The following is a 14796-nucleotide window of genomic DNA, read 5'->3' on the forward strand; positions in this document are numbered from 1 at the left end:
ATTTCTTCTATCTTACTTACATCAGTCTGATTTTCTTCAGGACTTTCACCAGCAGATACCCTTTCGGGAAGGCTCTCATCTCTTCCTCGGTAATTCCCCGGAGGAACAGTACGAAGAAGCCGTAAATCAGCACTGCCAGCACCAGACAGAGCAGTGTGGCCGGCTTATTTCCCATCAGATTCTCAAGGGGCGTATAAAGAAGCCATACAGCCAGAGCCATAATCAGCGACGCCACGCCCGGGATCAAAAAGGTACGTTTCACCTCCTGGCGGTAATGCAGGTATTTGCGTATGGCAAGTCCATTGAGAATACACATCAGGAAAGCAAAAAACATATAGGAAATTACCGCGCCGTAAATATGAATGCCGGCAAACTGTACCAGCACTACCAAAACCACAAGATGGGATGCCAGCGCAATCACCGCGTTGCGGACCGGAATCTGCATATGATCGATGCCCTGCAGGATTCCATTCGTCAGCGTGGAAAGGCCGTAGAAGATCACTGCCGCAGAGCCGATCAGGAACATGATGGGAGCCGACGGGTCCGTATTCCAGTTCAGGAGATCGAGAACAGGTCCTCCCAGGGCTGTGAGGCCGAAGGCGCTGGGAATGCAGATCAGCATCACCATACGGATGGCATTCTCTGTCTTTCTGCGCATCTCCTTTCGGTTTCCCGCCATCCGCGCTCTCGTAAGCGCCGGGATCACTGAGGAAGACAGGGCCGAAGCCACCGCAATGGGAACGTTCGTCAGAAGCTTGTATTTTCCCACATATATGCCCCAGTAGACATCTACCATATCCTTATCCATATTCTGAACATCCAGCATCAGGAACTTGAACACGCCCTGATCAATAAAGCCGCTGATATTATAGACAGCAGTACTCAAGATCACGGGAACAATGGTCAGAACCAGCATGCGGAGCATACTGGAATAGCTCTGCACCTGGCTTACCTGATCCTTCCGCAGATTCTTCTGGAGCACACGGTTGTACATCAGCATGACGATTACCAGAAAAATCAGCCCTGCCGCCGCGCCCAGGCTGGTTCCCAGCGTGCTTCCCGCCGCGCCGTAGACAGCTCCGCCCGTACCATCCGTGATTCCCTTTGCCTGATCCAGGGACGCGCCGTAAGAGTACAGCATACTGGCAGCCACAATACTGACTACCGCATTGACAAGCTGCTCAATTACCTGGGAAACAGCCGTGGGCATCATAGTTCCCATGCCCTGGAAATACCCCCGGAGCACGCCCATAACCGCCATCACAAAGATAGCCAGCGCCAGCACCTTCAGGCAAAGCTCGCTCTCCGGTGTATTCAGAAGCGTTCCCGTGAAAAAGCCGGCTCCAAAAAAGGTAATGGCAGAAGCCACAGCTCCCACCACAAGCGACATATACATGGCGGCCTTAAAAGACCTCCAGGCATTCTTATGTTCTCCCAGCGCCACCTTGGCCGACACTACCTTGGATACAGCCAGCGGCAGGCTGTAGGAAGAGATCAGAAGAATGATATTGTAGACCTCGTAGGCCGCAGAATAGTAGCTGTTTCCCTGATCCCCGATGATATTGGTAACCGGAAGCCGGTACAGCATTCCGATGATGCGGCTGATAATCGACGCCGCGGCCAGAATGCCTCCCTGCATAATAAAATTAGAGCTCTTTGAACTTTTCTTATTTCCCATCGTTCTTCCCTATTCGATTACCACGTCTTCCGCATAGTCTTTCCAGATAATGCAGATAAATGTGGTTCCCGTATTCAGCGTAATTTCCTGATCGTTTTCATCATAATAACGGGCCGGAGTCCCCAGTTCTCCGGGATTGCTCCAATAACCCTCGATCATTTTCCCATTGGTAAAAACCGTACACGGATTTTTTTCCGACTGAGCCGCAAAATGCAGATAATCCTTGGCGTCCAGCACATTGCCGTCGCAGTACTGAAAAATCACGTTGGTAACCGCCACCTGTTCTCCCGTCAGCTCGTCCACATGAGGAGAACCGTAGGTGGAACGGTAATATTTCCGGTCTGCAGGGTTATATTCAAACACAGCTCTTACCCCGCCGAACCCATTCTTCCCGCCGTTTCCACCGGGCTTAAGAACTGCCACGTCCGGATATCCCTCATACTCCGCAGTCTCTCCTGGGTCCGCAAACCGGAATTTGCCCGGATAGTCTTCCGGCATGGTCATGTCCAAACCTTTTCTTTCAATATCCTTCCCGATACCGGAGGGAAACGCATAAAGAGTATGTTCCGTCGCCTTTCCCGGCCGGGATATCCGATCGTACATGGCTGTGGCCGGATTATCAATCCCCTTTGTGGCGCCTGAGAGTACGTCAAACTCTCCGCTGTTCAGAGCTTCCAGCGCGTAACTGGCTTGTCCGAAATGGGCGTAGACCGCGTCGAATTCCTGGGCGAAATGGAGAAAATACAGCCGGCAGCTCCGGACAGAGCCAATCCGCTGCAACCCCTGCCAGTCCTCAAAGATACCCATCCAGCGGGTGATGCGTCCTTCCACCGGACACTCATAAATCACAGACGCGCCGGAGACGCCCGACATGGGAAGAGCCGCCGAAGTATTGTTCAGCATCACAGCCAGCGGTTTCTTTGTGCCCAGCTCCTCTGCAATCCATTCTCCGGTAAAATAACTGCGGACTTTTCCATCCACTACTTCCCGCCCCGGTTCCGGAGGGGCCGTCAGACCGCCCACATTTTCCAGTTCTTCTTTTTCCAGGACCTCCGCTTCTGTGTCAAAGCCGGTATCCGCCATCTCCTGATCCTGTGCTCCGCTTTCTTTCCTGCCGCACCCTGCCAGGGCAGGCAGCAGGAACAGAAAAACAGCCGCGCAGATCAAAAAAGGACAAAAGCGCAGGGGCCATATCTCTTCTTTCACACGGAAAGCCTCCTTACTATACATATACCACAAATCTGACGCAGTTTTCAGCGCAAAATGTGCAGGCTCTCCAGAACCGCCGCCTGTCTCTTTTCCATAACTTCCGCTTCCTCTGGCACCTCGTGGTCATACCCCATCAGATGAAGCATGCTGTGGGCGATCAGAAACGCGTACTCCCGCTCCAGGCTATGCCCGTATTTTTCCGCCTGCTCTGCCGCCTTTTCCACAGAGATAATAATATCACCAAGAACCAGCTCCCCCGTCTCCGGGTTAAAGCAGTCCAGTTCTGCTTCTTCCGCTTCCGCAAAATCAGCCGGGGTCTCAAAGGTCAGCATCGGAAAGGAAAGCACGTCCGTGGGCCGGTCGATCTGCCGGTGTTCCCGGTTCAGCACACGGATTCCTTTATTGTCAGTCAGAAGCAGATTTACTTCCGCCTCATAGGGGCAGCCCTCATAATCCAGGGCAGCCTCAATCACACGCCGGGCAGTCTCCTCCGTGTCTACTCCCGGCAGGCCGATCCCGCTCTCATCTTCTACGTTGATTGTCATAGCGCTCCTTTCTGGAGCTCCGCTTTTCCTGAGCTCTCTCATAGCTGTCATAGGCCTGTACAATCTTCTGAACCAGGGGATGGCGCACCACGTCCTTGCTGGTCAGTTCACAGAAACCGATGTCTTCCACCTTTGCCAGCACCTTCAGGGCCACCTCCAGGCCGGAACGTGTTCCGGAAGGAAGATCCTTCTGACTGGCGTCTCCGGTCACAATGACCTTGGACCCGAAACCGATACGGGTCAGAAACATTTTCATCTGGGCCGGCGTAGTATTCTGAGCCTCATCCAGAATGATGTAAGCGTTATCCAGCGTGCGCCCGCGCATATAGGCCAGAGGAGCTACCTCGATCAGACCTTTTTCCATATTTTTCACAAAACTGTCTGCGCCCATAATCTGATACAGGGCGTCATACAGCGGGCGCAGGTAGGGATCTACCTTACTCTGCAGATCTCCCGGCAGAAATCCCAGCTTCTCTCCTGCTTCTATGGCCGGGCGTGTCAGGATAATCCTGCTTACTTCATTGTTCTTAAAGGCTGTGATTGCCATGGCCATGGCAAGATAGGTCTTGCCGGTTCCGGCAGGCCCTGTTCCAAACACAATCATGTTCTTTCGAATCATGTCCACATATTTTTTCTGGCCCAGCGTCTTGGGTTTGATGGGTTTTCCGTTCATGGCGTGGCAGATCAAATCCTTGTCGATCTCCACCAGCACTTCCTCCTGGCCCTCCATAGAAAGGGCCAGAGCGTAGTCCACATTCTGCTCCTGTATGACATTTCCCCGGCGGGAAAGCTCCAGAAGCTGCTCGAATACTCTGGCGGCCTGCCGGGTATTCGCGGCAGGTCCCAGAATCTTTACAGCCCCGTCCCGGGCCACCACAGACACCTTCAGGGTCTGCTCTATTTTTTTGATATGACTGTCAAACTGGCCGAACACATTGCTCTCATGCTCAGCCGGCACATCCAGAATCTTTTCTACAATACTGCTCAAATGCACTGCTCCTCTTACTGTCCGCCGCTTCCCGTATGCCGGAAACCGGCATTGGAAAACAGACGGAGCTACTGTTCTTCCGTGGCGCTCTCCGGCACTGGGTCCTCCAGAATTTCTGTGGGAACGGACTCGCTGATCTCCTCCAGCGCCGCGATGGTCCCGGAAGCCCGGCAGAGATTGCCGCTGACTTCTATTTTAACATTATTTTCGACAATTTGAACCCCTTTTTCTATTAAATTTTCCAGAAACTCATTCAAATCTGTCTCCGCCAGCAGCCTTGCTTCCTCTGTCGTATAGTTTTCCATGTACGTCTCATATTCTTCATAGGAAATAGTTCCCAGGGTCACGGGAAGATAAAAATTTTCTGTCAGTTTCAGCGGGTGTTCTGTACTCAGAGTCGTATATGCCGCAAAACCGGGCTTTTTTTCAAAGGCCAACCGGCGGTTTCCCAGAATCAGGTAAAAGCCATGCCGCTTTTTCCCAGTAAAATGGCGCTCTTCGTGAGACAGGAGAAATTCATCATAATATTCGTACTCCGTCCGCGCGTATACGTCCGCGTCAGCGGCTGTATATTGATATCCGAGCACTTCTCCATAATCACTCAGAATATCAATCCTGCCGCTTACCAGGATGGCGCCTTCCTCCACCTCATCTCCCGGCTGTACCAGAGCCTTTCCGCTCCGCACCAGTACGCTTGTAATCAATCCCGGCCGCGAAGCAGTCAGATCACTGGCCTCCGTTTGTCCTCCCGTATCCTCCTGTACCTCTGTGTCCATATTTTCCCGCACTCGGATAATCAGCCGCGTGCCTTTTACCTCTGCGGAGACCCAGATAATATCCGGAAATTCAATCCGTATCATAGACTGAATCTCCTTGCAGTCCACCTGGCTTTTGCGCATACCGTGGACCACCTGCTCAGACTCCAGATAGTCCAGAATCACATCTGTAGTCCGGGAATAATTTCCTTCTATATGAATGTTCCAGATATACAGGGACATGACATACAGGAAGATCGCACAGAGCAGGATTCCCGCCGGAAACATCTTCCGGTTCCGGTTCCGGTACAAAAAAAACGGAAGGCCGTGACGCTCTAAGATAACCACATGAGCTCTCGCCTTCCTCCGCAGAGGCTTCAGCTTCCGAAAATCACGGAGGCCAAGATTCATTTCATAGGTAAGGCCGCAGCTTTTCAAGTCCCAGATCTCAATATCTCTGGCTCTGCACAGATTCAGAAACCGTTCCGGCGAATATCCCTGCAGGCGAATCCGGACATATCCTTTCAGGTATCGGAAAAAGGAAATCAGCAATATTTCACCTCCTGAATCTCACCGGTGATCTTCATCTCATCATTGGTGTAATAGGCGATGTCCAGCTGTCTTCCATGAATCTCCAACTTGCAGGTCCTGGTCTGAATCCGGATCAGCTCTTCCGTATATTCAATGAGGCTCATGTAGTTTTCCACATAAGCCTCATGCTTTCCGGTAATGGTCATAATCACTGCTCCGAGCGTCAGATCCTTCGGCAGATTCAAAGCGTCCGCTGCGCGTTCCCTAAAGCTCATACCTCAACCCGCGCCGCCGCACAGACGGCGGTGCAAAACCTTTCTGCCTGGCCTTGGCCATGCCCCGTCAGCCTGCTGCGGGGTGTTTGACTTCATGAACCCGGACCTTTGCTTTCCTTACCCCTACTATATGCTTTTTCCCCGTTTTCTATTCACCCGCAGTCCAGAACGATCTTGATAAGCTCCGGCGGATTCTTCAGAGCCACCGCAAAGGCATCCTTATAACGGTCCAGAGGAAAGCGGTGGGTGATAAATCCATCTGTTTTGTAAATGCCGTCTCTCATCCATTCCTGTACCAGATCAAAGGTGTACAGTTTTCTGCCCTGCCATTCCTCCATGCCATGAGCGTCCACACCGATAATTTTCAGCTCCTGCCACCAGACCGGAGACTCGTCATAAGTCACGGCTGCCATATGATGTCCCACCTTCATATAAGTCCCTCTGGGCGCCAGCAGCCGGCAGCACAGAGTGTTGGCCTTTCCGCCGCCGGCACAGTCGTAAACCCGGTCAAAGCCTCCGAAAAACATTTTGTTTTTATTCATGCCGGTATAGACCCTGCTTCCACCTGTGGCTTTTGCGCTCTCCTCATAAATATCTCCGGACAGGATGTGATCCGCGCCCAGTTTTTTCGCCAGCTGCTGTCTTGCTTTTTTCCGGGTAGTCACCCAGATCTGACAGTCCGGCTGAACGATTTTCAATGCCTGTACGATACCAAGGCCAATCATGCCGCAGCCGTACACAAGAATTTTTTCTCCCTTTGCCGGAGGGTCCATAAGAACTGCGTGTACCGACACGCAGGAAGGTTCCAGAAGCACAGCCTGATCGTCCGTCAGTTCATCCAGGATCTTTGTCAGCTGCTGCTCCGGCGCCAGAAAATAGTCTCCCATGCCCGCACCCGTATCAGGAAGCTTTAAGGGGCTTGGCTCCCCATAATTCAGGCAGAGATTATAATTTCCTTCCGCGCAGTACCGGCAGGGCGGCTTGATGCCCTTATTTCCGCAGCCCGACATATATTCCCGGATGGTCACCCGGTCGCCCACCTGAAACTTCGTAACCTCCGGACCCGTCTCCACCACAACGCCCACATTTTCATGTCCCATATAGGTCCTCGCAGAACCGGGAATGGGCTCAAAGGCCGAAGATGTGCCTGTGGTCGCCTGAAAAAAACTCACATCCGTGCCGCAGACGCCGCAGGCGGTATTCTTCACCCGGAGCCAGTCCGGACCCGGCAGAGGCGCGTTCGGCAGTTTCTTATTATATTTTACCGCGTTCAGCCCGGTAAAAAGCAGCGGCCTGAAAAACCGGGCCGCAAACTTGGTAATCAGGATGCGCGGAATATCTTTTTCAAAATAAATGGTTTTCATAGCTTCTCCTTTACAGCGCCGCCTTCTCCCCGGCATACAGAATGAGACTAAACCAGGTTACCACATTGCTGCCGTTCAGAAAGGTCATTCCATTCCGCTCCGCCAGCTCCGTCACCAGAATTCCCTGGCCTTCCACGCTGGGAAGCATATAATCCGGATGGCGGCAGGGGGCATCCGGATAACTGCATGTTTCGCAGATGGCGCAGGATTCCGTGGAGAAAGCCTGCACCTCTTCATAGTTCTCGCGAAAAATCTCCACAATCCGTCGGGTGATCTTTTCATGACCGCCACGCATGGCCAGCATGGCATCCATGTTTTCCAGATCAGCCCCCTCGGAAACCGTGGTAAAGATAAATCCTTTTTCAAAGGCCAGACAGCGCTCCCGGCACTCCTCCAGGGTTCCCACCGCAGGCGGACAGGCCCAGGAAGTTCCGTACCTGGGACACTCTGTCCTGCAGATATAGCGCACCTTCTCAGAAAAGGGGATCTCCTCCGGCCGGATAAAAGCGTACTCACAAATGGGAAACTGCGCGATTTTTTCCTCTATTCTTTTTTCAGCCATGTCTCCTGCCTGTTCTTTTGCCTGCATACCGCTCAAAACCTACGCCTCCTGCCTGAATTTCCCGGATTTCTTAAAGCATGGAAGCTCTGAGCTCCTCCCCGCTCTTCGGACTCAGATAAGCCGGAGCAATGTCAAAGACCGTCTTGCAGCCGGACATTCCCTCCTGCGCCATACGGTAAGCAGCTCTCGCATAAGCCACAAGGACGCTGGATGTAAACTCCGGATTGGAGTCCAGCTTTAAAGTATACTCGATCAGATGATGATGCTCCTTCTCCCGTCCGGTCACGCCGCTGCGCAGCACAAAACCTCCGTGAGGAAGCGCGCTGTGATCCCGCTTCATCTCTTCTTCACTGATAAAATGCACAGTAGTGTCATAATCAGAAAAGTAATTGGGCATGGTCTTAATTTCCTGCTCCACCTTGGCAGGATCTGCGCCTTCTTCCAGCACCACAAAACATTCCCTTGTATGCTTTTCTCTGGTAGAAAGCTCCGGATTCTTTCCGGAACGCACCTCTTCCAGCGCGCTCTCCACCGGAATCGTATACTGTCTGGCATCCTTTACGCCCGCCACCCGGCGCACCGCGTCCGAATGTCCCTGGCTGACGCCCCGGCCCCAGAAGGTATAATCCTTGCCTTCCGGCAGAATCGCGTTCGCATACATACGGTTCAGAGAGAACAGGCCCGGGTCCCAGCCCACGGAAATAACAGCCACTCTTCCGCTCTTTTTTGCAGCCTCATCCACTGCCGCAAAATGTTCCGGGATTTTTGCGTGGGTGTCAAAGCTGTCAACCACATTGAAATACCGGGCGCACTCCGGCGTCTGCTCCGGCAGATCCGTAGCGCTTCCTCCGCAGAGAATCAGTACATCCAGCTTGTCCTTCCAGTTCTCCAGCTCGGAGACGCTTAAGACCTCCGCCGTCTTGGACCAGATGCTCAGATTTTCCGGATTTCTTCTGGTAAACACCGCCTTCAGCTCCATATCCGGGTTCTGCGCCACCGCGCACTCCACGCCCCGTCCAAGATTTCCATAACCCATAATTCCGATTCTGATACTCATTTTACAATTCTCCTTTTCCTCACAGTTCTTTCTTCTTACGCTTTTCTTTTTCCACAGATCTCTTTCACCAGCTTAAGTCCGCTTTCAGGCGTAAGCCCCCTGTAAGCGGTACCGTCTATATCCATATTGACTGCTGTCCTGCACCGTTTCAGGCAGCAGCGGGTCCGCAGAAGCACCCGGCCGTCAGATGACAGTCCGTCTTTCCCGATTCCAAACTCTTTCCGGAGCGCGCCCAGCAGTTCCGCGCCCTGCCGGTTCCCGCACCGCTCTCCCGTACAGGCCAGGATTTCATGCTCTATGGCCGACTCCCTCAGTGTGGGATACCGCCGTACAAGAATATCAATCAGCTTTTCTGAAACACCCGCCGTCTCTGCCGCAGCCTTTTTCAGCTCCGGCGTGAGAAAGCCCCGTACTTCCTGGAGCTCCCGGAGCATTTCCACTGCAGTACTCTGTTCACTCCGGTCTCTCTGTCCTCTGTAGTAATCCAGGATTTCTCTGATGCGATCAGCTTCTTCCATATTACTGACTCCTTTGGTTCTGTTTTTTCAGGCTTTTTACCTCATATCGTACAAAATCAGTCCGCCCTTTTTTTCAAAGCCCGTATCCCAGAGCTCGTCCATGTCAAGCCACTGCCATTCGCCGTAAGTAACTGCCTTTGTCATGCAGCTGTCTCCGGCCGTATCATACCCGGTCAGAAGAAACCAGTGCCAGACATAATCCTTGAACATCGGATTCTTATGCTTCAGCACCAGGCATGGCAGCGGAAAACCCTTATCAATCTGGCCCATCAGCGCTTCCTTCGCTTTTGATGCCTTCTCCGTACCGGATAAAGGGGTCATCCGGACAGAATCACATCCCTGATCCGCCAGATATTTTCCAAAGCCCTCTATGTAGATATCCAGAGCATCCACCCCGTTCTTTCTCGGTTTCAAATACGGCTTCATCTTCATTCCAAAACGCTGGTAATCCTTCTTGGTCAAAGCCGTCTTCTCAAAGGGATAAAGATTCTTTGTCCCCTTATAGCAATCCAGATAAATACAGCTGTCGCAGGCCGTCAGAGCCGCGCAGCCGCCTATCTTCATCATCGGGTCCCAGAACCAGTCCTGGTTCCCGCCGTATGAATGTTCAATCGTGAAATAATCCAGTTCTCTCTGCATCGATAATTTTAAGCCGCTTCCTTTCCTGAAATTTCCTTTTTCAACAAATCACAGCTTACATTATACGGTCTTTGAACAGATTCGTCAATGAAATCCGTCTGCCTCCGGCAAAAGACAAACCCGTGTCTTTTGCCGGAGGCAGCTCCGTTTATTCCGTATATTCCTGATAAACAGCCACGTGATCATAGATGCAGCGCCAGCTGCTGTGCGCGTCCGCCGTCACACAGATATACTGCTTTCCGCTATTGGAAATGCTGTAACTCGCCGCGCAGTTTCCAGACTGCACCACATAGCCCGTCTTCGCGCAGAGCACAGTTCCATGCGTATCCTTATCCTCAATTCTCCGCAGAAACCAGTTGGAAATCAGCAGTCCCTCCGGATGCTGCTCTGTAGCTGATGTGGTATAGGTATGAGCTGAAAGAACCTCCCGGCAGAGTTCATTATCTATAGCCGCTCCCAGAATCTCTGCCATATCATAGAGGGTGCAGTAATGGTTCTCATCATACAGTCCCACACAGTTTGTAAAATGAGCTGTGTCAGATAATCCCAGCTCTTCCAGCTTCTGATTCATCAAATCCACGAATCCTTCCAGAGATCCTGACACATAAAAGGCGAGGCCCGCCGCCGCGTCCGCTCCGGAAGGAAGGATCGTTCCATACAGAAGATCCCGCACAGTCACAGTCTCCCCATCGTCAAACCCCACTGCGCTGCAGTCATTGGAATAACTGTAATCTGTAATCTCTCTGGTAATCGTAAAGGTATCATCCAGGTCCGTCACATGCTCTGCCGCCACCAGAAGAGTCAGAATCTTCGTCATAGACGCCGGATTGATCCGGTCGCCTGCCCCTCTCTGCGCCACGACTGAACGTGTATCCCAGTTAATCAGCAGGGCTCTGGTACTCAAAACTTCCCCACTGGTAAGGGCCGGCGCTGTATCCTGTCCGCTGATAGAATAATCGGCCGTCACAGCAGAGGCTTCTACTGCTTCCGCTTCTGCCCCTTCTCCAAACAGTTCTTTATTCACAGCCTGAAGCGTTCCCGAAGAAGCCAGCGCGCCCGCAAGACTTCCTGTTTTTCCTCCTCCTGTCTGTGCATCCTTCCCTGTATCTGCCGTCTGTTCCGCCGCCTGCGCATGCCTTCCGGTAATCATCTTTACCAGGCCCACTCCGGCCAGAATAATCAAAAACAGGCCCAGTCCGGTTCCTCCAAGAACCAGCGCCCGTTTAATCCTTGCTCTCCGTCTTCTTCTCTTCCGTATCTCTGCCCTTCGGCGCGCCCGAAGCGCCCGGTTTATCCGCTCTTCTGCCTCAAAATCCCTCACTGTATCTGCTCCATTTCTATTTCTAATCCTGCTTCTCTTTTGGCGGACATCATATCTCCACACTCTGCGGATATTTTAACAGATACTGCCTTCTGTTGGCAAGGGGCATGTGGCTTATCCGGCAGAAAAACTTGGATGAAAATTTTTCCATTATCCGCCTTCTGTTTCTTCCTCTGCAGCCATACCAAAGGAAAGTATGTGAAAGTTAAGCGCACAGCCTGATAACGCCAGCCTTTTGAGTAATCCATCCGGCAGAGAAAAACCTATTTGTACCAAATCCGAACGGATATAAATATCAATTTCCACTTTCTCATAGCTCTCGATCAGCTGATTCACATAGTCTCTTTTTTCACACAATTGATCCGTTATCTGATCTAAGCGGACCAAAAATTGCTCTTCATCTCCATATTCTGCCTTATAGATCCATCGATATTTGGGTGCCCTTCTCCCTAAAGCAATCACGTCACCCTTCTGAACCATTTTGGCTGGCTGAAACCTGCTCCCAAAATCGACATCTATATGCCTGTCATCTGTAATTCTAAATACGATTTCCCCATGAAAGCTCACACTGCTTTCCTCCTTATCACAGTTCCCACATAAAACAGATCTCTGCCGGCTGAGGAAAGATTTCTTGAGAAGATGGTATGTATACTACAAAAACAGAATCACCATAGGAAAGTTCGAGATTCCATTTTGCTTTTACCATCTCGAAATCCATCGCTGTATCTGCATATATCCCGTCTTCTGTATCTATCACAAAACTGCCATCTGGCCACTCCAGCCCTCCGGCAGATTGTATGATCACCGCTTTTGAGAAGTGAAGGTTGTTGGATACAATAAAATCAATCACAGCTGCTGCAATACTGAGTACCAGGCTGACTGTCAGAACAATCAGGACTATTTTTATTTCTTTTGTTATCCGGGCTTTCTCATTTCTTTCTTTTTTCATAATACCTAATCTGTTTAAGCTGTTCAGTGAAATCTTCATTCATGAACTGCTGGCATTCACAAGCCACCGGACGCCTCTCAGCCGCCGATTGCAATCTGTGGTTCCATTAAATCTTCTAATCTGCAATTCAAAACCCTGGCCAGCGCAAGCAAGGTGGAAGCCTGAGCCTTGTTAATGTCATTTTGTCTCTGTTCATAAAGCTGAATCATCCGCAGCGAGACGCCGGAAACTTCCGCAAGCCGCTTTTGGGAAAACCCATTTGCTCTACGGATACGCTTCAGATTTGTTTCACCCTCGCTCAGGCTTTCCTGAATCACTTTGTCTGCTGCCTCCACAAACTTACTGATATCCGCTTCGTGCAGCAGATACATGGAACAGACTTTGCTCACCGTCAGTCCGTGGGAAATGATCTCACGGAACTGCATCCCGGTCTTCCATTGGTAGTAGGCAAGACTCCAGCCAGCCCAATACTCCGGCGACTTATCCTCGAACATGCCTGCTTCTGCATCAGGAACCTGACCAGTAGTCCGGCGAAACACCTCGAGGGCAAGTTCCACACCGGACATACCACCCACAAACTTCGGATTTCCCCGCTCAAACTGCTCTGCTACACCGGATGAAAGAAACTGTGTGAAAAACAAGTCTCCGTCGCACCCACAGTCATGAACTGCATAATCCAGCATCTCTCCCATGGCGCACATGGCATCATTCAGGTAAGTTTCCTCGTAAGCGGGCATCATCATTCTTCCACTCCTCTCTGAGAATATCGATCATATATACCGCATCCCGTACCGGATCCGCTTTGCGCTCCGCACGAGACGCGGCTCGTGCCTCACTGTCCCTTGTAGCTTTCTTTGGGTAGTAAATCGTGCGCTCCGCGGGGATGCTCTCCTCAAAACAGAGCCGTGAAAAAGCTTTTTCAGATTTCAAAACCACCTGCTCTCCCAGCTTTCCCAGGAACATGGCTTTCTCAAGCTGCGCCAGAGAGATGGTATTGTTCAGAAACGCAGAAGCGAAGGAGAAATAGGAATCATCGGCACGATACCCAATTATGACATCATAGTTCTCATACGGCAGCAGAAAGGTGCTGGCCAGATATTCTCTGCCCTGTGCGGCAATATCGGAGCTAAGATTGAATCTGCGGTTCATGAGCAGAATCGAGAGCCAGTTCAGAATATTGTAATTCTCATCCGAGAGATTCAAAATTGAAAGACTATCCGTACAGAAAGAATACCGATTTGCATATCCATCCTGCTCCATCGAACAGGCCCATTCTTTTGCCAGCTCTAAAGTCTGTGTGCAGTAGAAACCAAGGCCATAATCATTAAATGGATTACCCTTTCCAAACTCAGGCTGTTCAATGATCAAAGACGAGCCGTGGTACAATGTCAGCGATTTATTCATGCCTGTTTCTCCTCTCACAAAAGTATCGTCAAAGCGATATATATCTATTTGATATAAGTATATCGTTTCAGCGATACTCTGTCAACAGTGAAGTCCAATAAGGCGTATTTTTCAGGAACGAAATGTATGCGGGTTAAAGGAGTTATGCCAAAAAGCGGTACACCTCCTTTGGAACATCGCCTGGCAAAGCTGAGCGAAAAATTGTCATTCGACAACGATGACATCTAGTTCTTCTGACACTTTTTGTCTTTTCATATTTTCCGGCCAAATCACATTACTACTATTTTTAATCAGCCATACAAGTCTGTTCCGTCAGGCCCTGCATGGAGTTACTTCAAGCCTCAGTTTCATAAATTCAACTCTCCCGTCCCGGTCTGCCTTTATTATAATTCATACCCATATATTTCTGTACACAAATTTTACATGTCTATCGCTTGACTTTAATCCGAATCCGTATTATACTGGCCTACGGCACGCCGCATAGTACGAATTCGGATTTTGTTTTTCGCATACAAAACCTGCAAAAACAAAACACAGAAAAGGAGATATTTTGAATCAGGAACGGGAATATATAGACAGGCTCTGGGCCTGTACCAACATTATCGACGGGCTCTACTACAAAAGCGCCCGGAGCCTCCATATTAAAAACAATATGCTGGCCCTTTTTTATGCTCTTGGAGACGGAAACGTTCATTCTCAGAAACAGCTCTGTGAAGAATACTTGTTTCCAAAGACGACGCTGAATACCATTGTGCGGGAATGCGCACAAAAAAACTATATCGCTCTCGTGCGGGAAAACAGTTCGAAAGAAAAAAGCATCACCCTGACCGATAAGGGCAGGGAATATGCCCGCTCGATTCTTGAGCCGATTTATGCCGCTGAGGCAGCGGCCATAAATCGCACGCTTCAGCAGTTTTCTCCGGAATTTGTGGACGCGCTGGAATGCTTCACAAAGCATCTTCAGGAAGAATTCGAACAAAGTATCTTACATCTAGAATAAA

The 14796-nt window shown here is 50.7% G+C and carries 17 protein-coding genes; 1 reads left to right on the plus strand and 16 read right to left on the minus strand.

Annotated elements, in window-relative coordinates; all coding sequences use genetic code 11:
- Positions 1-16: 16 nt before the first annotated feature.
- The 16 genes from B5E82_RS05105 to B5E82_RS05180 all read right to left on the minus strand — a co-directional run bounded on the left by B5E82_RS05105 (position 17) and on the right by B5E82_RS05180 (position 13795).
- Positions 17-1678 carry a putative polysaccharide biosynthesis protein gene (locus B5E82_RS05105; protein ID WP_087306445.1) on the minus strand — a complete coding sequence of 554 codons (1662 nt, stop codon included), beginning with the start codon at positions 1676-1678 and terminating at the stop codon, positions 17-19.
- A gap of 9 nt (positions 1679-1687) precedes the next feature.
- Entirely contained in the window at positions 1688-2884 is a 1197-nt protein-coding gene (locus tag B5E82_RS05110) for a DUF3048 domain-containing protein (protein ID WP_162610709.1), read from the minus strand.
- A 47-nt stretch (positions 2885-2931) separates the two neighbouring features.
- Complete coding sequence (ybeY, locus tag B5E82_RS05115) at positions 2932-3432, minus strand: rRNA maturation RNase YbeY (protein WP_087306448.1); 501 nt, start codon at positions 3430-3432, stop codon at positions 2932-2934.
- Entirely contained in the window at positions 3410-4420 is a 1011-nt protein-coding gene (locus tag B5E82_RS05120; protein WP_087306450.1) for a PhoH family protein, read from the minus strand. Before B5E82_RS05120 ends, ybeY begins: the two co-directional genes overlap by 23 nt.
- A 68-nt stretch (positions 4421-4488) precedes the next feature.
- On the minus strand, positions 4489-5727 hold the full coding sequence (gene yqfD / locus B5E82_RS05125; RefSeq protein ID WP_162610710.1) for a sporulation protein YqfD: 1239 nt from the start codon (positions 5725-5727) through the stop codon (positions 4489-4491).
- Positions 5721-5981 (minus strand): YabP/YqfC family sporulation protein, encoded by a 261-nt coding sequence (locus tag B5E82_RS05130; RefSeq protein WP_087306454.1) that lies wholly within the window; start codon positions 5979-5981, stop codon positions 5721-5723. The genes yqfD and B5E82_RS05130 overlap by 7 nt, the downstream gene beginning before the upstream one ends.
- A 152-nt stretch (positions 5982-6133) precedes the next feature.
- Complete coding sequence (locus B5E82_RS05135) at positions 6134-7345, minus strand: zinc-dependent alcohol dehydrogenase (protein WP_162610711.1); 1212 nt, start codon at positions 7343-7345, stop codon at positions 6134-6136.
- Between the two features lie 10 nt (positions 7346-7355).
- Positions 7356-7934, minus strand: coding sequence for a DUF2284 domain-containing protein (locus B5E82_RS05140; protein WP_242966250.1), 579 nt, complete (start codon positions 7932-7934; stop codon positions 7356-7358).
- A gap of 43 nt (positions 7935-7977) precedes the next feature.
- Entirely contained in the window at positions 7978-8964 is a 987-nt protein-coding gene (locus B5E82_RS05145) for a diaminopimelate dehydrogenase (protein ID WP_087306460.1), read from the minus strand.
- Positions 8965-8999: 35 nt separating this feature from the next.
- The gene (locus B5E82_RS05150) at positions 9000-9482 is read right to left on the minus strand and encodes an NADH-quinone oxidoreductase subunit NuoE family protein (protein ID WP_087306463.1); all 483 of its coding nucleotides are present in this window, start codon (positions 9480-9482) and stop codon (positions 9000-9002) included.
- Positions 9483-9518: 36 nt separating this feature from the next.
- Positions 9519-10121: a hypothetical protein gene (locus B5E82_RS05155; protein WP_087306465.1), complete on the minus strand. Its 603-nt coding sequence runs from the start codon at positions 10119-10121 to the stop codon at positions 9519-9521.
- Between the two features lie 148 nt (positions 10122-10269).
- Complete coding sequence (locus B5E82_RS05160; RefSeq protein ID WP_087306467.1) at positions 10270-11442, minus strand: D-alanyl-D-alanine carboxypeptidase family protein; 1173 nt, start codon at positions 11440-11442, stop codon at positions 10270-10272.
- A gap of 150 nt (positions 11443-11592) precedes the next feature.
- Positions 11593-12009 (minus strand): DUF4279 domain-containing protein, encoded by a 417-nt coding sequence (locus tag B5E82_RS05165; protein ID WP_087306468.1) that lies wholly within the window; start codon positions 12007-12009, stop codon positions 11593-11595.
- Positions 12010-12025: 16 nt separating this feature from the next.
- On the minus strand, positions 12026-12430 hold the full coding sequence (locus B5E82_RS05170; protein ID WP_087306470.1) for a hypothetical protein: 405 nt from the start codon (positions 12428-12430) through the stop codon (positions 12026-12028).
- A 38-nt stretch (positions 12431-12468) separates the two neighbouring features.
- Entirely contained in the window at positions 12469-13134 is a 666-nt protein-coding gene (locus B5E82_RS05175; protein ID WP_087306472.1) for a helix-turn-helix domain-containing protein, read from the minus strand.
- The gene (locus tag B5E82_RS05180) at positions 13097-13795 is read right to left on the minus strand and encodes a DUF3990 domain-containing protein (protein ID WP_087306474.1); all 699 of its coding nucleotides are present in this window, start codon (positions 13793-13795) and stop codon (positions 13097-13099) included. The genes B5E82_RS05175 and B5E82_RS05180 overlap by 38 nt, the downstream gene beginning before the upstream one ends.
- Before the next feature lie 550 nt (positions 13796-14345).
- Here B5E82_RS05180 and B5E82_RS05185 point away from each other — a divergent pair.
- A complete protein-coding gene (locus B5E82_RS05185; protein ID WP_087306476.1) occupies positions 14346-14795 on the plus strand; it encodes a hypothetical protein in 450 nt (149 codons plus the stop codon).
- Position 14796 lies beyond the last annotated feature (1 nt).

The organism is Lachnoclostridium sp. An138, from assembly GCF_002160765.1.
Classification (GTDB): Bacteria; Bacillota; Clostridia; order Lachnospirales; family Lachnospiraceae; genus Laedolimicola; species Laedolimicola faecalis.

Excerpts from the sequence above, each read along its gene's own strand:
- B5E82_RS05105 (WP_087306445.1), bottom strand. The coding sequence starts at position 1,678 with ATGGGAAATAAGAAAAGTTCAAAGAGCTCTAATTTTATTATGCAGGGA.
- ybeY (WP_087306448.1), bottom strand. The coding sequence starts at position 3,432 with ATGACAATCAACGTAGAAGATGAGAGCGGGATCGGCCTGCCGGGAGTA.
- B5E82_RS05130 (WP_087306454.1), bottom strand. The coding sequence starts at position 5,981 with ATGAGCTTTAGGGAACGCGCAGCGGACGCTTTGAATCTGCCGAAGGAT.
- B5E82_RS05135 (WP_162610711.1), bottom strand. The coding sequence starts at position 7,345 with ATGAAAACCATTTATTTTGAAAAAGATATTCCGCGCATCCTGATTACC.
- B5E82_RS05140 (WP_242966250.1), bottom strand. The coding sequence starts at position 7,934 with ATGCAGGCAAAAGAACAGGCAGGAGACATGGCTGAAAAAAGAATAGAG.
- B5E82_RS05145 (WP_087306460.1), bottom strand. The coding sequence starts at position 8,964 with ATGAGTATCAGAATCGGAATTATGGGTTATGGAAATCTTGGACGGGGC.
- B5E82_RS05150 (WP_087306463.1), bottom strand. The coding sequence starts at position 9,482 with ATGGAAGAAGCTGATCGCATCAGAGAAATCCTGGATTACTACAGAGGA.
- B5E82_RS05155 (WP_087306465.1), bottom strand. The coding sequence starts at position 10,121 with ATGCAGAGAGAACTGGATTATTTCACGATTGAACATTCATACGGCGGG.
- B5E82_RS05170 (WP_087306470.1), bottom strand. The coding sequence starts at position 12,430 with ATGAAGATTTCACTGAACAGCTTAAACAGATTAGGTATTATGAAAAAA.
- B5E82_RS05175 (WP_087306472.1), bottom strand. The coding sequence starts at position 13,134 with ATGATGATGCCCGCTTACGAGGAAACTTACCTGAATGATGCCATGTGC.
- B5E82_RS05180 (WP_087306474.1), bottom strand. The coding sequence starts at position 13,795 with ATGAATAAATCGCTGACATTGTACCACGGCTCGTCTTTGATCATTGAA.